At 48.4% G+C, this 20,453-nt stretch carries 16 protein-coding genes; 2 read left to right on the top strand and 14 right to left on the bottom strand.

Annotated features, from left to right (window positions below; all coding sequences use genetic code 11):
* Window positions 1–105: 105 nt before the first annotated feature.
* Window positions 106–654 (bottom strand): hypothetical protein, encoded by a 549-nt coding sequence (locus I0P70_RS20960; protein WP_196121094.1) that lies wholly within the window; start codon window positions 652–654, stop codon window positions 106–108.
* 82 nt (window positions 655–736) lie between these two features.
* A complete protein-coding gene (locus I0P70_RS20955) occupies window positions 737–1,048 on the bottom strand; it encodes a putative quinol monooxygenase (RefSeq protein ID WP_196121093.1) in 312 nt (103 codons plus the stop codon).
* A gap of 195 nt (window positions 1,049–1,243) precedes the next feature.
* Here I0P70_RS20955 and I0P70_RS20950 point away from each other — a divergent pair, with 195 nt between their 5' ends.
* Window positions 1,244–2,527 carry a serine hydrolase gene (locus tag I0P70_RS20950; RefSeq protein ID WP_230392339.1) on the top strand — a complete coding sequence of 428 codons (1,284 nt, stop codon included), beginning with the start codon at window positions 1,244–1,246 and terminating at the stop codon, window positions 2,525–2,527.
* Between the two features lie 249 nt (window positions 2,528–2,776).
* On the opposite strand, the gene I0P70_RS20945 is transcribed toward I0P70_RS20950, so the two are convergent.
* Complete coding sequence (locus tag I0P70_RS20945; protein WP_196121092.1) at window positions 2,777–4,195, bottom strand: SusD/RagB family nutrient-binding outer membrane lipoprotein; 1,419 nt, start codon at window positions 4,193–4,195, stop codon at window positions 2,777–2,779.
* A gap of 14 nt (window positions 4,196–4,209) precedes the next feature.
* Window positions 4,210–7,329: a SusC/RagA family TonB-linked outer membrane protein gene (locus I0P70_RS20940; protein ID WP_196121091.1), complete on the bottom strand. Its 3,120-nt coding sequence runs from the start codon at window positions 7,327–7,329 to the stop codon at window positions 4,210–4,212.
* 646 nt (window positions 7,330–7,975) lie between these two features.
* On the opposite strand from I0P70_RS20940, the gene I0P70_RS21500 reads away from it, so the two are divergent.
* Window positions 7,976–8,101 carry a hypothetical protein gene (locus tag I0P70_RS21500; protein ID WP_255531127.1) on the top strand — a complete coding sequence of 42 codons (126 nt, stop codon included), beginning with the start codon at window positions 7,976–7,978 and terminating at the stop codon, window positions 8,099–8,101.
* 62 nt (window positions 8,102–8,163) lie between these two features.
* On the opposite strand, the gene I0P70_RS20935 is transcribed toward I0P70_RS21500, so the two are convergent.
* The 10 genes from I0P70_RS20935 to I0P70_RS20890 all read right to left on the bottom strand — a co-directional run.
* Window positions 8,164–8,847, bottom strand: coding sequence for a hypothetical protein (locus I0P70_RS20935; protein ID WP_076423239.1), 684 nt, complete (start codon window positions 8,845–8,847; stop codon window positions 8,164–8,166).
* A gap of 267 nt (window positions 8,848–9,114) precedes the next feature.
* Entirely contained in the window at window positions 9,115–11,235 is a 2,121-nt protein-coding gene (locus I0P70_RS20930) for an ABC transporter substrate-binding protein (protein WP_196121090.1), read from the bottom strand.
* A 102-nt stretch (window positions 11,236–11,337) separates the two neighbouring features.
* A complete protein-coding gene (locus tag I0P70_RS20925) occupies window positions 11,338–11,700 on the bottom strand; it encodes a DUF1622 domain-containing protein (RefSeq protein ID WP_196121089.1) in 363 nt (120 codons plus the stop codon).
* 21 nt (window positions 11,701–11,721) lie between these two features.
* Window positions 11,722–12,495, bottom strand: a complete 774-nt coding sequence (locus tag I0P70_RS20920) for an MBL fold metallo-hydrolase (RefSeq protein WP_196121088.1) — start codon at window positions 12,493–12,495, stop codon at window positions 11,722–11,724.
* An 81-nt stretch (window positions 12,496–12,576) separates the two neighbouring features.
* Window positions 12,577–13,947, bottom strand: coding sequence for an amidohydrolase family protein (locus I0P70_RS20915; protein ID WP_196121087.1), 1,371 nt, complete (start codon window positions 13,945–13,947; stop codon window positions 12,577–12,579).
* A gap of 183 nt (window positions 13,948–14,130) precedes the next feature.
* The gene (locus I0P70_RS20910) at window positions 14,131–14,826 is read right to left on the bottom strand and encodes an ABC transporter ATP-binding protein (RefSeq protein WP_196121086.1); all 696 of its coding nucleotides are present in this window, start codon (window positions 14,824–14,826) and stop codon (window positions 14,131–14,133) included.
* Between the two features lie 54 nt (window positions 14,827–14,880).
* Window positions 14,881–16,356, bottom strand: coding sequence for a DUF5687 family protein (locus I0P70_RS20905; protein WP_230392338.1), 1,476 nt, complete (start codon window positions 16,354–16,356; stop codon window positions 14,881–14,883).
* 81 nt (window positions 16,357–16,437) lie between these two features.
* Window positions 16,438–17,913, bottom strand: coding sequence for a serine/threonine-protein kinase (locus I0P70_RS20900; RefSeq protein ID WP_196121085.1), 1,476 nt, complete (start codon window positions 17,911–17,913; stop codon window positions 16,438–16,440).
* Window positions 17,914–17,985: 72 nt separating this feature from the next.
* Complete coding sequence (locus tag I0P70_RS20895) at window positions 17,986–19,431, bottom strand: T9SS type A sorting domain-containing protein (RefSeq protein WP_196121084.1); 1,446 nt, start codon at window positions 19,429–19,431, stop codon at window positions 17,986–17,988.
* A 614-nt stretch (window positions 19,432–20,045) separates the two neighbouring features.
* Window positions 20,046–20,453 (bottom strand): T9SS type A sorting domain-containing protein (locus tag I0P70_RS20890; protein ID WP_196121083.1); only part of this gene is annotated, 408 nt, incomplete at its 5' end.

Here is a 20,453-nt window from a genome sequence, read left to right as displayed (position 1 = left end):
AACTTCTTCCAACTTAAAACCCATAACGCGTCGCACGGTCAGTGCAACCACGGCTTCATTGTGGGCACTTCGTACCCAACGAAGCCTTAGTTGTTGCCAGAAGTTTTATTTAATTATTCCTTCGTGCCAGCACATCCAAACTAACCACCGATTGAGTGCGCTTATTCCTTTGCTATTTATCCAATCATATTTATTCTTCAGGTAGTTTACAGAAGCTAGCTCCAGTTGGGTTTCTGTCAGAGTCACGTTTGGCTCCGTTATTTCATATATGTGAGAATAAAGGTCAAGTTGTATTGCTTGAAACTCTTTTACCATCATTGCTGCATTCGAAATCCCATGTTCATGCGCAAACTGTAAAAACTCTTTTTCTCTGTTGCCAAAGTGACTTGAATATTTATCAATTAGGTCATTCTTATCAGCCTTCACACGAGCATTATTTAAAAATGATAAACCCGCCTCGGTTAGATCAAGATCTTGGAAATCTAAAGGGTGAGATCCAGCCCTTTTTATGTAGTTTTTTTCGATACAAGTGTTTATAGCCTCATCGATTGACTCTTTCGGGTGGCTAAATTTTGGTATCCCATTGACATTCGAGCTGCCATGAACACTTTTAAAGTATTCTAGAATTTTAACGATGAGTTGGTCTTTCTCCATCTTAATAAATTACGGGCAACTACTTCAAAAGCGTGAACATACGGTTATTGGCACTATGTGCGAAGGCTTATTACTTTTTTAACTACTCTAAACCCGCCCCGCCTAACACTTCCAACACCTGGCCTTTCTCAGGTCTGCCAGCCAGTAGCGGCATCGCCTGACCGATCAACTCTTTCACGCCCGCCACTTGCAGGGAGTTATCATGGTCTTCTTTGCTATCCCATACCTCAGTTACCCAAACATCATCAGGAGCTGTGTCTTCCTGACTAACCAGGTATAGCCGGCAACCTTTGGCAGTCGAAACCAATCGTGACGCTTCTAGCAGAATCTGGGCGAGTTTCGGTCCGTTCCCAGTTGTTGCCTGTAGTTTTCCGTGTAAGCCGTACTTGTTCATAATAGCTGTTAAGTTAGAAGGTATAGGTTTAGGTATAGAGATACAAGATAGCAATTATCTGATGCATTTGTTTCCGATCAATCAGTATCTGCAGCTTAAAGTGTCAGCGGAGTTATTACCCTAATTTATACCTGAACTTGTATGGCAAACCCAAAAAAGCTGTTTATTTTAAACCCTGATACCTTGAGGCCTAATATGAAAAAAGCACCCATTACCCCAATGCGCAAACTGGTGCTATACCTGAGTCTGACCGGAAGTATTCTCATGGCTTCCTGCGCCAGCAGTAAGCAGGGAACAAGCAGACAAACTAATATGATTGAAAAGATTCTAGCAGCACAACCAGAGCGTTTCAAAAGTATCCTCGATAATCCAGACCAGTATCGGTTGCAAATCCTCTATACCCAGATCGACCGCGACGAGCAGAACCAGCCGCACTTCACGAGCCATAGCTACCGCGTCAATCCGCAGGAGTATTTTTACCCGGCGAGTACGGTGAAATTGGCAGGAGCCATCACAGCGCTGGAGAAACTGAATGAACTAGGTATAGAAGGCCTGGACAAGCACACACCGCTGCAAGTGGACAGTGCCTATGCCGGTCAGAGCCCTGTGCAGGGCGACAGTACTTCAGCGGACGGACAGGCTACCATTGCACACTACATCAAAAAGCTGTTTTTGGTGAGCGACAACGATGCTTACAACAGACTGTACGAGTTTGTAGGGCAGCAGCGGCTCAACCAGTCACTGCACGAAAAAGGTTTTAAAGACGTCCAGCTTGTGCATCGCCTCAGTATCTTTTTGAGTCCGGAAGAGAACCGACATACCAATCCGTTCCGGTTCTATAAAGACGGTAAAGTAATCTACGAACAGCCTTTGGATAATAACCCGACCCCTTTTACAAATGCTAAATTTGAGGGCATGCTCGGCAAGGGCTTTATGCAAGGCGATCAGCTAATCGACGGACCGATGGACTTCAGGGTCAAAAACTACATTTCCTTAGAAGCTCTGCAAGGTATCCTCAAGACCGTACTGTTTCCGGAGGCGGTGCCGGCTGAGCAGCGTTTCAATCTGACTGACGAGGACTATACCTTCCTTTACAAGTACATGAGTATGCTGCCCCGCGAGAGCGACTACCCAAGTTATGACCCGAAAGAGTATCCGGATGGCTACGTGAAATTCCTGATGTACGGTAACTCCAAAGAGCGTATACCTCAAAACATCCGCATCTTCAACAAGATCGGCAATGCCTACGGCTTTCTAATTGACAATGCCTATATCGTGGATTTCGACAAGCAGGTGGAGTTTATGTTAACAGCGGTAATTCTGGTAAATGAAGACGAGATCTTCAACGACGGTAAGTACGAATACGAAACTGTAGGCTATCCTTTTATGCAGGACCTCGGCCGCGCTTTCTACGAGCACGAAGTAAAACGCAAAAAGCTGCACCTCCCCAACCTCGACAAATTCAGGCTGCAATACTAATCGCTATACCTGGTTATTATTGATAAGTATGATGACACAAGGGTTATTGACACAATACAAAAAGCTTAGCGGAGATAAGATGATCAGGCAGGACAAAACCTGACTAGAGCTTAGCCAAACTGATCCTAAATTACCACTTAATACAGAAAAAACCGGCAGCTGATCCACCCAGATCAGCTGCCGGTTTTTTGTGTGTGATCCAATAATTCAAATCACTCTTAAACTCCTAAACGCTCTACCTCCTAAACTTTACTGGTCCCACCAAAGTGGTTCTGACAAGGCAGGAGTGTTTGGTGTATTCGGGTTCTTGCTGGATTCGCCCTGCGGATAAGCCACCCTACGGATAAAGGTTGTCAGTTCGGCATTGGCTGGCAAATCGAAGTCAGCGTACTGGTAATCGTAGCGCCGGGCATCCGTCCAGGCTTCCGAACTAAGGTAGGTAACTACATACTTCTCCTTAAAGATGAGATCCAGCGTCAGGTTGGCAGCGCCTACACTTACTGCAGGGTTGTTGATGTAGGCGTTACGCACGCCCTCCGGCACACCCAGCTTATTCATATGCGCTGTTATGCCTGCTAAGTAAGCAGCGTAGGCGCGATCACGGTTGCCGGCTCTGAAAGCGGCTTCTGCCTCTATAAATTTCATCTCAGCATACGAAGCGATCACAACGGGAGAGGTTTCTCCTGTCAAAGGGGAAGTGATGGAGATATATACCTCATCGCGTAAGGTATTGCTGGCAGTTCCCACATTGCCTACGCCATTTGGTGTGCCCACAAAGGTTCCGGTCACGGTTGGCTCGGTAATGCGTGTCAGGCGTGGGTCCACTATGCCGTAGGTCGTGCCGTTGAGGTGGTCTACGAATTGCTCCGATAACCAGCCGCCTAATATCAGCTGCGTGTTGCTAATTGCTACCTGGGCCCATGGGTTACGCACTTCAAACACCTCCATCTCCGCATCATCGGCATTGGACTGGTAAGAGTTGTCGACGGCAGTCAGTACAGCGGTAGGGTCATAGCTGGGAAGCTTGCTCACTTTATTGAGCATACGTGCCTTAAAGGCATTAGCCGTACGAATCCATTGGGGTTTGTTGCCCCCGTGTATCAGGTCATCCGCTACCCTCAGCGGGATGCGAGAATCTGTTTTATTCAATTCGACTATACCTTCATCGAGCAGGCGCAGCGCTTCGGCATACAGGTCCTGAGAGGAATCAAACCGAGGTGTGAGGGTGGTGTTGTCGAAAGCCTGCGTATATGGGGCATCCCCCCAGTGGTCAACTATCAGGTTGAGGTGATAGGCCATCATGATGTTGGCCACACCCACATAATCAGTCGCACCTTCCTCTATTCCTTTCTCCTTCATGTCCTGGATGTCAGCCATGGCCAGATAGATCGCATCCCAGGTGCCGGTGAGGTCCACCTCCTGGTAGGTATCGGTGGCGTTGCCGGCAACCGGACTGGCCAGGTACTGCACGTAAAAAGCAGTGGTGGCGGCGATACGTTGGCTGTTAAGCCCAGTCTTGTGAGTGGTGGTGGAAAGCATGGCATTCAGCGGCGGATTCGACACCAGGTTTGGATTTTCATGCAGGTCGAAGTAATCCTCGCAGCTTTGCAGGCTCAGCGATGCCCCTATCAGTGTGAAGGCAAGCGCAAATCTATATATCTTTCTCATGTTCGTTCCTCTTTTTAGAATCCTATATTCAGCGTAATCAGGTAGCTTCTCACGGCCGGGTAAGTGAAACCGGCAAAACCAGTGACATTGCTACCGCTTGGCGTGGAGCTGTTCTCAGGGTCAAAGCCAGAATATCTGGTCCAGAGCCACAGGTTGTTACCCGTGAGTGCCACCGAGCTGTTTCGGATAAATATGTTTTCAAAGAGCCTGCTTGGCAGGGAGTAGCTGAGGGTCAGGGAGCGTAACCTGATCCAGGAGGCGTCTTCCACAAAGTTTTCGGATACGCCACGGTGGAAACGGCGGTAAAAACCGTCACCGTAGTCTACGCCATCAGGTCCAACGCCTTGTCCGAGCCAAACCTGTTGCGTGTTGGGTGTTCCGTCTGCCAGCACGCCTTCAAAAACCCTGAAATCTTCTCTGTCTTCTGTATAATCTGCTATACCAAACGCAGAGAAGAAGTTGCCCATCTGGTTGTATTTCTCGTGTCCCCACTGGGCATCAAACAAGCTTGTCAGGCTCAGGCCTTTGTAACTGAAGGTGTTCGTAAAACCACCAATCCAGTCAGGCATGGAATTACCCAGGATCTTCTGGCTGGTAAGCGGCGCGCGTACCGGGAAGCCATTCTCACCGATCACAATTGGCCTGTCTTTGTCGATGAACAGTGGGTCTTCCTCAGCCCCACCGTAGTAGCGCTGCCAGTGTGAGCCGTAGATGTTACCGTATGGCTGACCAGGTATCAATTTCATGGTAACAGTGGAGCCTACATAACCAAACTGAGAGGCGTAGGTAATCTCTTCCAGTCCTTCCCGTATGCTTAGGATCTTATTGCGGTTAGCCGAGAAAATCAGTTTGGAGTCCCAGGTGAAATCCTGCGTTTGAACAGGCACGGCATTCAGAACGATCTCTACACCCTTGTTGCGCATTTCGCCGGAGTTCACCGCAGCCCGCACATAACCCGTTGTAGAGGCCACGGCAATGTTGATGATCTGGTCCTTGCTGAGTGAGTAATAATAAGTGAAATCAAAACCCAGGCGGTTGTTCAGGAAAGACATCTCCAGACCAGCCTCGTAGGTGTCAGTGAATTCGGGACGAAGATCCACGTTGCCCAGCAGCGCAGCGCGTGTAAAACCGGTGTTTCCTGTCGGCAGGCCTGTGTAGGAAGCAAAACCGGATGAAGTGGCATATTCCTCGGCATCCTTGCCTATCTGCGCATACGATAACCTTAATTTGGTCTGGTTGATGAAAGAAGGCAGCTCCATATGCTCTGAGAACACATAGCTCAAGCTGGCAGAAGGGTAGAAGAATGAGTTATTCGGCTTTCGCAGGGTAGAGGTGATGTCATTGCGGCCGGTGAGTGTCAGGAAAAGGAAATCCCGGTAGTCGACAGAGGCCTCTGCAAACAAACCCATCAGGCGGTATTCCCGCAAGTCCTGAGTAGAGGTAAGCAAACGTGCGTTTGGCAGGAAGAACCAGTCGTGCACCGTCAACTCATTCCCGAACACCCCAAAGCTTTTGACTCTTCTGTCGTACAGCTCGTGCCCCAGGCGCAGGGTGGCGTTAAAGTCTTCTCCGAAACTTCTATTCAGGGATGCCAGGAAAGTCGAGTTGATAGCCCTGAACTTGGTGGTATATTCCCCCACAAAACCTTGTCCGTTGTCTTCGTACACACGTTCACCCGCCACACCCAATGGTCCCGGAGCCGTGCGGGTACGGTCATCGTTGTAAGTATCCAAACCGATGCGGTAGGTCAGGTCAAGCCAACTGGTAGGGGTATAGCCAAAGCTCAGGCCGCCTATGAATCTGTTTACATCATCTTCCAGTCGGTTGGTAGCGGCTCCGTATATCGGGTTGTTGTTGCCGTAGGTGTTCATGGTGCCATCCGGCTTCCGGTAGTCTGTCACATCCCAGCGGGGAGACCAGTAGCTCAGACTCTCATTAAATCGGTCAGCGTTGTAGCGGGCTCCTCCTGAGTTTACATAGTTAAAGTTGGCGCCGGTTCTAAATTTATCGCTAATCTTTACTTCGGCGTTCAGGCGAGCCGAGGTATTGCTGAAATCCGTGAATGGCAGCACCCCTTCATGTGTGAGGTGGGAGATAGAGGAAAGGAAGGTGATGGCCTCGGTACCGCCCGAAAAGGAAAGTGAGTTGCGGAACTGGTGTCCCATCTCGTACGCGTCTTCAAAATGATTATAGAGTCTTTCGGGGTGTGTCGGATCTAGCTGACGGGCTTGTTCTACACGGGGTCCCCACGATGGAAAGAAGTTCGTTGCGTCATATACACCTCGGGTTCCCTGGCTGTAGGTGCTCTGCATATCCGGGAATTTGTTTACCTCTTCTATACCTGCCGTGCTGGTGAAATTCACGCGTAGAGAGCCCTGCTCGCCGCGCTTGGTAGTTATCACCACAACACCGTTTGCACCGCGTAAGCCATAGAGCGCTGTTGCAGCGCCACCACGCAGCACGTTGATACTTTCAATGTCATCCGGGTTGATGTCAGCGAGACGGTTACTCATGCCCCTGAGTTCGGCGCCGGCCCCCACAGTGGAGGTGGAATTGTCCATCAGGACGCCATCAATCACAAAAAGCGGTTGGTTGTTACGGCCCACGTCAATTGAGTTGATACCCCTGATCTGGATATTGGTGCCCTGCCCCGGTGCGCCACCTGTGCTCGAAATAGTAGCGCCTGCTACTTTCCCCTGCAGGGCATTGAGTACGTTGGGCTGGCGGTGCTGTGTCAATTCTTCCGATTGGACGGACTGAGCGGCATAGCCCAGTGCTTTTGTCTCACGGGTAATGCCCAGCGCTGTCACCATTACCTCGCCGAGCTGCTGCGCATCGGTGTTCAGGGTTACATTGATCGTCGTCTGGTTTCCTACTGTTACTTCCCTTGTCTGGTAGCCTAGGAATCGGAAGACGAGTACCGCATTGTTGTCTGGCACCTGGATCTGGTAGCTGCCTTCGGAGTCGGTGGCTACACCGGTGGTGGTGCCTTTGACGGCCACACTTACCCCCGGCATGCCCTGGCCTGTGTCGGCGGCGGTCACACGGCCGTTGACTTGCCGCTGCTGTGCCCAGGCATCTGTGGTGCCAAGTACAAACAGCATTAATAAAATGAGTGTAAAGGTGTTCTTCATAATATTCTCATTTATTGCATCATGTAATTATTTTAAAGCGCGTTTCTATTCAATTATTCAGCATATCGGGGAGTGCATGATAACATGTGTGTCATTTTTCATAAGCCTGGTTGCCTACCGTATTGCGGCGTTTACCTGATGTTGCTACCAGTAGCTGTAGCTGCTTAAGCAAAGCCATGTCAAACGTGCAGATAATGTATGTTATATGATTTAAGTATAAAAAAGTTGTCTTTTATACGTTGAATACGCAGAAAGATGAATACAAAAGCAATAAAATATGCTGCTACATGCAAGATTGGTTTCTTTTCCATTACAGTTTGGCAATTGGGAGTAGATGTGGCCAGAACTTAAGTATAATAAAGACTGGGCTGGTTCATTCTAGTGAAACAAGCTCCAAACTCACTGTCATCCTGTTAAGTGGCACATCCCTAACTTGCTTCAGGGAAACTTGGTCAAAGGAATGATAAGCCTGTACTACTAGCGGGGATAGGGAGCCTCTTCACCAAGATCCTTTCAGGAGGACATAAAAGGTAAGATGGAATAACCTGAGAGATAGTTGTAAGTAGTGTGCTGGGGGGACTAACCTCGTAAAATGAGGGAGTTTAAGGCAGAATGCCTTTTGTGCGGTTTTTACGTATAGAAGGGCATGGAGATCATCATCATCATGTCGGTACTCGCCCTTTACGCCGTTGGTTACTTCGTGTATTACATGTATGGCAGGGACAGAAAGAAAAAACGCAAAAAGAAGTTTTACGATCACTTCTGGCCATAAAAAAACAGGCTGCCCTTGAAGTAGGACAGCCTGTTCTGCTTAGTGGCTTTATAGAAAGATGCTTATACGTGTACTTTCTTCTGTAGCACGGCAATCTGCTCGTTTAGTTCTGCAACGAGGTTCATCTCTGTCTGCAGCTCACGCTTGATTTTGATCTCACGCTCACGGGCATTCTTCTTGAAGTCTGCAAACTCACGGTCAATATCGTCAAACTCTTTTTTCTTCTGGTCTGTCACCTTTCTGCTGCTCTTGAACTGCGTATACACTACACCCAGCGCAATCAGGAGCAAGGCAATAATGGCTGTGTTGATGACCACGTATACCTGCTTGTGGATGGGAATGCCCAGTACATGCAGGTTGTTTACTGCATCTTCGCTCTGCTGCACGGCAGCTTCCTTTTGAGCATTGTCCAGTTTCAGGGCTTCAATTTCCTTTTCCTGTTCGGTAATGCGCGCCTGTGCTGTCTCCAGGTCCTGGCGGGTTGCGTTCAGATCTTTCATCTGCTTCTGCTCCACTTCCTTGATGGTGGACTGCACACTTTGCCAGAATGAGTTAAGCAGGCCTACGTTCACCACTTTGTACTCCCTGTTGCCTTCCATGTAGGAATTGGACTTGCTCTTGAGATCGTTGAACTGCCCTGTCAAGGCAGTGGCTGACTTGTTCTCATCTTTAGCCGTTCCCTGCGCCTGCACTGCTTGTGCCGCTGTGGTCAGCACGATCAATAAGGAAAGAAAGAATGCTTTCATGTTGTTTTGAATAATGGTAAAAGTTGAATTGCGGTAAATATAAAAATAATATTTTTTTGAGAAAGTCGAATGCTTGATTTTGTGCTTCAAATCCAAAAACCTTTTTACACTAACTTTAAAAGTTTATTTTTTATTGCCAAAACTGACTCAAAAAGATAGGCCGTGCCGTCTTGCTAATTCAGCAGGCGCACCGCCTTTACATTCCCGCTTAACACTTGCCGTTCCGGTAAAGTTCTGATTATTAGTGGCAATTAATCGATTGGGACTCTACCACACTACCGCCAGGGTAAACACCACCACGATGGCCGGAAAGATATAATGCTGGTAAATGCGTGCCAGACGGCTTTCAGTGTTATATTTCTTGCGCTTAACAAACTGCAAAATGGAAGTGCCGATCAGGGAGGTGATCATCACATAAGTGAAGATAAAGATTTTGTCTGATACAGTAGCGTACTCCATCTCCGGCTTGTATGCTGAGAAGTAGAGCGCAATGGATGCGAGCAGTGACGTGACCTGTATAGCCTCCAGTGTTTCGAAGCGGTGCAGCGGGATGAAAACCGAAAAATACGTGATGGTCAGGATAACGAGGAGCGGGGTAAACACTTTCAGAAAGAAGTCGATGCGCGCCCTGGCAAGCACAAAGGTATAGTTGAACTTATAGAAAGGTATAGTATGGCGCGAGGACTCAAAGGTGTTCACTGAACTGATGATGTCGTGATCGAAGCCAACATAGTGACTGTTGTAGTTCCAGCCTTTCACCTCAAACACCGTATCGCGGGAGGCAGGGGGGGAGGGCTGTACCAGAAAAGGCCTCAAAGCGCTGGCCGGCTGAAATGAAATAGGGAAACGCTGGGTGTCAAAGGGGTACTGGCGCAGGTCAGGCTCAAAGATGAACTTGCCGGAAATTTTGTAGAGGTAGTTATACAAGGGTGTGACGCCCTCAAGTTGGCGCTGTCGCACCAGTTTAATATCCAGCAGGTAATTATGACTGATTTCACTGCGGGCGGCATTCGTAAAATCGAGTTGCTCTACCATGAAGCGCCCTGCCGATGTCACCTCCAGGTAAAATGTAGCATAAAAGCTTCCATCTGTATCGCTTACCCTGTTAATCTGCACCAGGTCCATGTGGGTATAGAGCACTGGCACGCTGCGCAGGGTATCATCCAGGTGCATGTACTGTCGCGGGGCCAGTATATGTTGCGACGTGTTAGGCGGTTTCCAGGCAAGCAGCACATCTCCGGCGATGGCCCTTTCAGGAGTAAAGTACCAGTCGTTGAACCAGCCCCTGTAAATGCGACCTGCCCCAATATACTGCTGCATGCCCTGGTTGATACGTTCTCTGATGGGCAGATCGGCACTGTCTGCCGATTCTGAAGACCGTGCAGCCTCCGCCAGTATACCAATACTATCCGCAAGGCGAGCGCCGAAGCTCAACTGTAGCTCCAGTGTCTGGCCATACCTGATCTCCTTCTTGAAAGCCGGTACCTGCTCCTGTAGGCGCAGATTGAAAGTGCCCGGTATACCTACCACGTTCAAGTCGTATAACTCGCCGGCTTCCTTTCCGTCAGCCTGCGATGCTACAAAGCCCAGGTCGCCCAGGGCTGTATAGATGGGCATGGTCAGGCCGGCCTTCCGGAACTCACGGACAAGGTATGAGGTGATACCACTCTCAAAAGAGAGCACCAGAAAGTCTGCCTCATTGGAACGCAACGCCTGGCTCAGGGAGTCGATGTCGTTAGGGGTATAGCGGTGTTCTCCTGCAAACCACTTTTCATGAACAAGCTTCATCCCTGGGCTTCTGTCCGCTGTTTCCTGCATTTTTCTGAAAATGGCAATCGAGTACAGGTCCTCTGCCTTGCCCACAAAAGCCGGACGACGATAAGCTGCAAGCAATTCACTGAAAACTGAGGCAAGGTCCACGATGCTGCGCTCGGCTGTGTACATGGTAGGGTAATCGGTGAAGAGAGGGGTAAGGGCATAGCCACCGACAAAAGGAATACGGGCCGGTCCCACCAACTCGGATATGGCTTTGGAGCGGGTAGAACTCCAGCAGCCCACATAGCCGATCAGGCGCTTGTCGTCCATCGTTTCCCGCACTATTTCACGGGCTTTTTCAGAACTACCTTTGTCATCCAGGTACTTTACGCGCAATTCCCGTCCCTGCACGCCTCCCTGTCTGTTTATCTGCTCCAGTTTTTTACTGATGATCAGTTTGACAACATCCATATCACCGGGCGTGAGTTCGATCGTGTTGAGAATCACTCCGATCGTATAGTGACCACGCAGGCGGTCAAAACTTGTAAAATGTCGGAAGATGATATACAGGACTAACAAGACGCCTGCCAGCAGCACGATTGTTTGTTTGGGAGATAGGACCTTTGTGCGCATGCACAGCAATAAGAGAACCGGTACAGGTATAACAGCAGGTATGGCATGGCGTGGGCCACGATCCGGGGAGTATGCTTTTATACGTAGTTTGGCGGCGGAATGCTAAAGGGGATGCTCTGCTTCGGGCCTTCTGGCTTGCCAGGGGAAACGACCCTCGAGTTCTACCTGCAGGGAAAGACTCAGGAATGTCCTGATCAGTACGATCAGACCAAGCGTGACTACCCGATCCATGGAGGGCTCCGTGACCACGGTTGCGATGATGTCGGCGGCCACCAGTATCTCAAGCCCTAGCAGAATGGCTTTGCCCAGCTCGTGCCGCAGCACTTTGTAAGAACGGCGGGAGTTGTGCCGCAGCGGAAAAATGAAGCGAAAAAGTGCAATGGCCGCCCCGCTCGCAATGATCAGGACGCCAATCGCTTCTATAACACGGGCAACATATTCAATGTACAGCCTGGATTCGTGCATGTATGAGGAGAGTCGTGTTATTTAGTTTTTAGCTTGTTCCGGGTACCAGTTACGCAAACGCACTTCAATATTCTGGTCACCTTCATTTACTTTTCTTTTGAAGGCTTCCACATCACTCAGGCCATCCTGACCCCGATAGTGGTAAGGGTATACGATAGCAGGCTTGAACTCGAGCACAGCAGAGGCAGCCTGGTCGATATCCATGGTATAGGGCAGGTTCATGCATACAAAGGCGACATCGATGTTGCGCAGGGCGCGCATCTCAGGTATGTCTTCGGTGTCACCTGACAGGTATATGGTCTTGTCTGCGAACTCCAGCACGTAGCCATTGCCACGGCCTTTGGTGTGGCGGGAGTCCTCGCTTTCGGGCAGATTATACATCGGCAGCGCCGCAATGGCAATACCGAGTTGCTGTATGTGTTCATTGTTACTCAGTACAACAGCACGCTTTTTAAAGTTTTCGGGCAGTTTGTCGGCCACCGCCTGCGGCACTACAAAAGTAGCTTTGTCAGTGTTGATAGCCTCCAGGGTTTTCATATCGAGGTGGTCGCCGTGGATGTCGGTAATCAGGATCAGGTCTGGGGCTGCTATACCTTTGAACGCCTCTCCACCCCCGTACGGATCAACATAAATCGTTTTGCCATCCCAGGTGAAAACCAGCGTGCCATGCAAAATGGGCTGGATGGTAAGCGGGCCTTTCTCGGTTTCGATCTGGTCTGTTGTTTCTGCTTGCTGGGCATATGCTGCCACAAACAGTAGCATGCCTGTGAGGAGCAAAGTCAATTTTAATTTCATAGTCTTAGCTTTTAGATGATCATATTTCTTTCATTATCCGATTGCTAACAAGCCAAATGGTGTTTGGTTACATCCGCTTGTTCACCTTGTCTTTTCCATCTTCTTCAGTTCCTGTTTGATGTAAGTCTCGGGTAGATAGGTATGGCCAATTACTATACCTGCTATACGTTGGGTTTGGGAGATATCGTTGAGCGGGTTGCCATGGAGCAGGAGCATATCAGCAGTGGCTCCTACTTTCAGCACGCCTATATCGTCGCGATTGAAGTACCTGCCGACATTGACCGTACCTGTTCGAAGTGCCTCGTATGGACTGAGCCCTGCGGCTACCAGGTATTCAAGCTCCTGGTGCGTAGAGATGCCGGGCACGTTAAAAACCTGCGGCGCATCGCAGCCAAGCAGCAAGCCCACCTGGTTGTCGTTGCAGGTTTTGATCAGTTTCCGGCGGAGGTCCACATACCTGTTAATGGCATCTGCATCGTAGCGCGGGTCTGCCATCAGTTTCTGTTTCGTAGCCACCCAGTTCTGTACTGTTTTAGGGTTCATGTACTTCATCTCAGGTTTATTGCCCAGCGTTTCAGGTGACTCTGCTGGTGACATCCAGCGTTCGGCGAGGGCCTGTGTGGGCACTACCCAGATGTTCTTCTCGCGCAATGCGGTCATCAGCTTAGGTATACGCGTCGTATCTGCCTGGTCTGCAATGTACATGGCAAAGAGTCCTGCCTCCTGCTCAGGTATAGCCTCCAGTCCGGGGACCAGACTCTCGACAAAACCATCCATGTGGTCGATCGAAGCATAGCCCGCCTCAATGGCTCGCCAAACGCCAACATCATAGGATACGTGGCCAGCAAAAGGCATCCCGATCTGGTTGGCCGTGCTGGCAATAGCACCAAAGGTTTCGCTGTTAAGTCCGGGATGAAGCTTTAGGAAATCGTATCCAGCCTGCTTTTGCTGCCTAACCATTTCAGCACCGGCTTCCGGCGTTTTGACGCTGTTGCCATTTAGGGAGGGGCCGGAGGTATAAAACCGAGGGCCTATAAGTTCGCCGGACTGCAGTTTGCTGCGGAGCTCCAGGTGGCGCGGATGACCCAGCATTCCGCGGATGGTGGTGATGCCATGGAGGGTGAACAACTGCAACACCTCTTTCATCTGCTCCAGGTCATCAACAGGCGGCACGTGAGCATGCATCTCAGCCAATCCCGGCATCAGGTATTTCCCTTTGCCGTTTATGATCAGCGCATTTTTGCTATGCTTCACTTTTGCGGCACTACCGATGGCAGTTATTCTCCCGCCTTTCACCACAACCGTCTGATTTTCGATCACCTGCTCTTTGTCCATCGGTATCAGGCTGACTCCCCGAAACACCACCTCCCGATCGCGGGAGTTAACAGGCTGCTGAGCCAAGGCCGGGTATAAGCTGACAATCAGAAACAGGAGTAGAAAGTATGCCTTCATGATGAAATATGATAAAGGTTATGTTTGTTTTATTAAAGTCAAAATTGGCTGATTTATATTGTCTGTAAGCTTAAACGTAAAATAGGCTATTAAGTCGATATGTATTTGGAGTGGCCTTTTCTGGAAAGCAAAAGCCACCTGATCCGGGATAGGTGGCTTTTGGTGTTGGTTATGATACTTAAGTTAAACTGTGAAGTAAGCCTCCAAAGCCTGCAGGGTATTTTCGGTGGTCTGCATATCCTGTACGATCTGCCCTTTCTCCAATATGACAATGCGCTTGCATACTTCCGTCACGTGGTTAAGGTCGTGGCTGGAGATGAGCATGGTCATGCCGTGCTGTTCGTGCAGGCTGCGCATCAGGTTCTTCAGCCTGATCTGGGAGCTAGGGTCGAGGTTGGCAAATGGCTCATCCAGGATCAGGAGTTCAGGGTGGGATAGGGCCGCCGCCGCTATACCTACCTTTTTTTGGTTGCCTTTCGAAAAGTCGCGGATATACTTGCGCTGCTTCAGTACTTCGCCGTTGAACAAATCATTAAATGGCAGCAGCCGCTCCTGTATGTCGCCGGTGGATAAGCCATGCAGGTCACCGATAAACTTAAAGTATTCTTCCGGCGTCAGGTAGTCGATCAGGAAACCTTCGTCGAGGTGTGAACCGGTATAGTATTTCCAGGCGTCGGTGTGAGCCACGGGTATACCTTTGGAGGTAACTACGCCGTCTGTAGGGCGCACCAGGTCCAGCAGCATCCGGAACAGTGTGGTTTTGCCTGCACCGTTGTTCCCCACCAGACCAATGGTTTCGCCGGGCGCAATGTACAGCGCAGGTATGTTCACGACTGTAGCACTGCTGTAGGACTTTACGAGATCTCTTACTTCAATCATATTCATTTCTTTTCAGGTATAGCTGATGTTTTCTTCTTCAGGTAAGGGTGGCGCTTAGTGTTGTCTGAACCCAGCAGCCAACGTATACTTCCGGTCTTGAAGTCGTTTGGCCATCATGCTGAGCAGCTGGCGATGGAAAACGATGCCGAGTACACCGCTCAGCGCGATGGCGAAAATACCCCATTGCGGGATGTCCATGAACGAGAAAGGCAGGAAGATCGCAATCGGCCCGAGCACCATGGGTAGCATCATCACAAATCTGGAGGCGCCTACGCCCTGCCAGTTAAAGGCAGAACCATTGCTCAGGTCGAGCCGGTCTTTGTTGAGTGCCGCAAAGTAAAGCACCACAATGCTGTTCACCCCAATATTAAAGAGGCAACTGGCCAGGTTAATCAGGAGTACTTTGGAGCCAAACAGCGCATAAGGGAGTGTCAGGACTGTGACGAGAAGAATAGAAGGCACAAACATCAGGTATTTGGCTTTCACATACTGGTACGTGGTGATGGGTCTGGTGAGCAGGGCATCGTAATGCGCGCTTTGCCAGGCTGGCACAAACTGACCGTAGTTGAACATCGGAGAGCCCGTAACAAAGATACCCACGAAAATAAGCATTCCCCAACCTTCCAGGTATACCTTGTTGGTATAGAAGATAAGGCCATAAAAAAGCAGGAAAGCTGAGATCATCACCATCGATTTCGGCCGCTTGTGACGCCAGATCAGTTTTAACTCCAGCGCGATCAACTTCCCGGTATCACCAAACCTGTTCAGGAAAGCCATGTCGTTGCCTTCCACCGTAGCTACTTTTTTAATGAAGATTTCTTCCGGGTACAGATGCCGCATCAGGAACCGGTAGTTGAGCAGGTATGTCCCCACGAGGCCAAGCACAGGCACAAACAGGAGCCAAGGTTGCTGTAGCAAGGCGCCAAATGCGGTTACCGAAGCCTGACGCAGAGACAGCAGCTGCAGGTAGTCCAATAGAATGAGGCCACCGACCACCAGAGCGAGTATGAGCGTAAGCTTGGGATTAGAGGTAAGCTGACGCTTAAAATAAATGAGGATGAAATTGTTGATGAATGTGAGTAGCAGGAGAGCAGCCAGCCACACCAGCGCTATACCTGTACCATGCACCGGCATCACCGCACGCAGCATAAACGGCACGAATACAAGCAGCATAAGCAGATTAAACACACTGGGTATGGAACGCAGCAGCACGAAGTGCACAAGCTTGTTTCGCTTCAAAGGCAGGTGCAGGAAAGGCTGAATGGCCAGTACCGGTAAGTCCTGCAGCATGAAGCGCGAAACCAAGTCTATCAGAAAGTAAAAGAGAAGGAAGCTGTTGAACGAGACAACGGGGCTTTGATCCGGATAAATCTCGGTAAGCAGTTTATGACTAAAAAAGCCAAGCGCAATAAAGATGAGCGCAAAGTAGACGATGAAAAAGCCGAGTATGATCTTTACCACCAAACTTTTCTGATAAGCTGGCGATCGACGGCTCTGCTTCCATTGCAGACTAAGGAGTGTTCCGAGCATAACTGTGCAAAAATATATGACTTACTAAATATTATAAAATATGCTCAGAATGCCAAACTAAATGCGCTACATGCCTTAAAATTATTGGGCAGCTATGATGCTCACATTGATTTCGTCAATGGCATCTTCCTCCTCAGGGTCATAGATCACTTTATCAATCACAATACTATTGCCTTCCTCCGTGCTTAACAGAATATCGATAAATTCTCCTACGCCAAAGCTGCCTAAGGGGGCGTCATGCATGCGGGCGTAAATGATAGCGTCCGGAGAGAAGTATTTCAGGATTTGTGTCCGCCACCGGTCGCGTACCTGCAGGGGAATCTCTTCGTTGAGTAAACCATTGAGGTAACCTTCCAGGCTAGTGGGCTGTGGGTAGGCCGGTTGCGCCGGACGTGATGGGGCAGGCTTGGTAGTAGTCGGGGTTTGTTGTGCTTTGGTACGGGCTTGCGGCTTCTGGACGGCAGCCTGCCTTTTGACTGGAGTGTCTGGCTTAGCCTCCTCCGGTGTGCGGGCCGCAACCGAGGTGTCCGTGATGGCCGGCTGGGTAGTCGTAGTATCAGCGGTGGTCACAGCAACATCACCAGCCAACTCCTCGCCGGGTGCCTTCCATACAAAAAAATAGTAAGCAGCAGCCAACGCACCTGCCACTAGCAGCATGAGTAGCACCGGCCACAGGCCCGATCTCTTCTTATACACGATCGACTCTGCCGTAACATTACCAAAAGCACCATAGGATTTCCAATTCCCATACTCGAGGTAATAACTAGCTTCGTCAACCAGTATTTGTGCCGAAGGTCTTTTCTCTGGGTCGGGATGCAGGCAGGCGCGCACGAGATTGCTCAATATACGGGAATAAGGCGCTGCAATGATCGGAATCTCTGCCCCCTGGCTTAGGCTCAGCCCCCCATTGCCGAGCCATGGGGTTTCTCCCGTGCACAGCTCATACAGACTCACCCCCAGTGCAAACACATCGCTAGCTCCCGAGTGCATAGGATGAGGACCGAACAGCTCAGGAGCAGCATAAGCTGTGCCCTGGGCCAACGGGGTGCCGGTAGCCCGGTGCAGGAGCGTGCGCAGTTGACTGCTTAATGCAGGTACGGCCAGGAGGTAATTGCCCTGTGCATCCAGTATGATATTGTCCGGGTTGATTTGGCGATGCAACACAGGAGGTTGCTGTGTGTGCAGATACTCCAAAGCGCTACCTACCTGGGCGATCAGTCGGGCTATCTGGTTTTCCGGAAGCGGTGCGGCCTGTGCCACGGTTTGCTGCAAGTGGAGCGGAGCTACTTCAAAAGGTATACCTTCGTGCACGCCAAAATGGGTAGGTGTAAGCAGGTGTGGGTGCTGTAGCTGTGCCCGTTGTTCCTGCTCCCGTTGCAGCTGTTCCAGGCTGTGGTGATCGAGCCGGATATGGGGCGCATACAGCCTCAGCGTGACAGGAGCGCCTTCCACAGTCCAGTCTTCTGCTTTCCAGACTTCTTCAACCCTCCCTGAACTAAGCTGTTCCTTTAATAAATAATGTGACGCAAATATGCCGTTCGTTTCCGGTATGCTCATAAAACCCCTGTATTCACATGGGGTAATACGGGAATGAGGGATTAAGGTGGTAAAATGGGTAATAGTGTGCGCTTATCGTTCGTGTATAAGCTTAATCGCTTCTACTTTATCAGAGGTTTCAAGCTTAAGTATATACAAGCCTCTGGCTAGTTTGGAAGCGTCCAGTGTAAAGCTATATAGTTTACTGGCAACTGCTGTTGAACTATGAAGCTGTGAAACCTTACCTCCATTACTATTATACAAAGTCAGGGAATAGTTTTGATCTTTTGGTAACCTGAAATTTATTATAGTTTCATTAAGAAAGGGGTTAGGATATGCATTAAAACTTGGTTCTATTTCTCCATTATCACAATCAGCAACTAAAGGAGATCTTAGGTCAAGGTTATCTGTTGCTACCACACCTACCACATGTGTTTCGTTAGAGGCTAGTATTACTGTTTCTGAACTGTAACCATCTTTTGTGCTAGTGGCATAATTGTATTTCCCTTTCAGAAGAACATGTGGCGTACAAAAACTGATATTGCTAAGCGATGTTTCTTTGTAAAGTATATCCCCGCCATATGTTGCAGAGGTATACACAACTTTCAATAGGTTTTGTTCTTCATTCAAAATCACAATAGGCAATGTACCAGTTTGAGAAACTTCATAAAGGTCATCCCAAACACCTGAAGGCCGTCTAACCAATAAAGAGATAAGCGGGTAGCCTATCGCATTATATCCGGTTTTAATAGCTACATACAGTGTACCATCAGATGCTACCTTCATATTGATATGATCATCTGACATGCCAGTTCCTTGACTAAGGGCAGACTGAGATGCAGGGACTTCATCCTTTGACCATTTGGTAGATTCATCACCTAAAGTATGTGTCTTAAATCCCCATCTTTTAGTCTTCTGATTTGACCACATTACCCCGATTTGATTTGTTTTTGGAAGTGATATAACAGCACATATATCATCTGGGTTTAAACCCTGTGCTATTGTGAGGGGCGAACTCCATTCCGTATAGGGGGCAGTACTCCAGCGGACATTAACATTGCCATCACCTCCTGATGAAGCAATCCACAGCGTCCCGGCATTATCTGCAGTTATCGAGGCAACTTCAACTTTCTCTTCAAGATCAATTTTGACGGTTGATTTATTTTGTTTCCATGCCATAAACTTCTTCTGGCTTTTATCATATTCCAGTGAAACAAACTGTGATTGAGATCCAGAATAAAGCAGAATATGGACCTTGTTTTCTATCATAACATAGTCTGCCAATGAGTTCTTTGTACTTAGTTCTAGTTCATGTTTCCAATCATTGTTTTCCAGTCGCCACAAATGCGTCCCCGTGGTATTGGCTAAAACAGCCCAATATTTTCCATCGAGTAAGAGGACTTTAGCCTGTGGTTTCTCTCTGGTTGCAAAGGCAGCTGTCTTTAGTGGGTTTAAATCACTTACACTAGTAAATTGTGCTGCTAATTCAAATGAAAAAGCAAGGGTGCAAATTAGGAATAACGTAAAAGTATTTCTCATACAAATGGCCTTTAAACACGCAGAATTAATAATTCAGGAAGACAAATGCACAGTTTAACTAGGTTTAATAACTGAAGAGCTGTCCAGTTTAAATTAAAAATTATTCAAACTACTTAATATAATATATATGAATTTACGTTTAGAATAATAAATAGATTCATTTGAACGTATAAAATAGATAGAATATAATTGCATGATATAAATCTAAATATTTTGATTTGTTTGTAATTTTATATCAACTATACTCACTTTAAAGTTGTATGATTTGATATGCTTCCAATTGATAGTTATACTCAATGCACTATTTTAAGTCCAGGCAGAAGAAGGAGCTGTTTGACATAGCAGTTCCTGAAAAACTTTAGGCATATTATGCTTAAGAAGTGTGAATTCGGAAGAGTATGTCAGAGAAGTAAAAATCAGCTTGTAGTCTCGTTTTTTTATATTAGTGCTAGTATTAAGGTGTTATTTGATATTCATTTTAATATTATCTAAAATACCAACCTTGTAATTGAATAATATAAAAACCTCATCCTTGCCCTCCCTCATAATTAATTATGAGGGAGGGCAAGGATGAGGTTTTTATAAAATTACTCTTCAGATTCGATTTGAAACTGTTAGCGATCTAGCATTAGCCTAAACGTTTCGTTTTTGCTTTTTGTCTGTAGCCTGAGTATATAGAGTCCCTTCCCTAAATCAGTACCATCAATATCAATCTGATGCAACTGTCCTGACACGGCTTTGCCTTGGTGTAGGGTTTTGATTAGACTTCCTTTGCTATCGTAAAGTGAGAGAGTATAATCTTGACCTTCTGATACTGTAAACCTAACCCTGGCCTTGTCTGAAAAAGGATTAGGATGGGCACTCAATTTTTCAAGTCTGGGCTGATTTACAAATAGGCTTTTTTCAGATTGAGTTGTCAGATTGCTTTCCACTACAGTGAAGCGTATGGTGAGCGGGGTGCCGGCTGCTCCGGTGGCCTTGCTGCCCGAGTAGGGGGTTGCCTTGAGGGTGTAGGTGCCCAC

Source organism: Pontibacter sp. FD36 (assembly GCF_015686655.1).
GTDB lineage: Bacteria > Bacteroidota > Bacteroidia > Cytophagales > Hymenobacteraceae > Pontibacter.
Note: the sequence above shows the minus strand (reverse complement) of the source record. Positions and strands in the feature narration are given on the sequence as shown.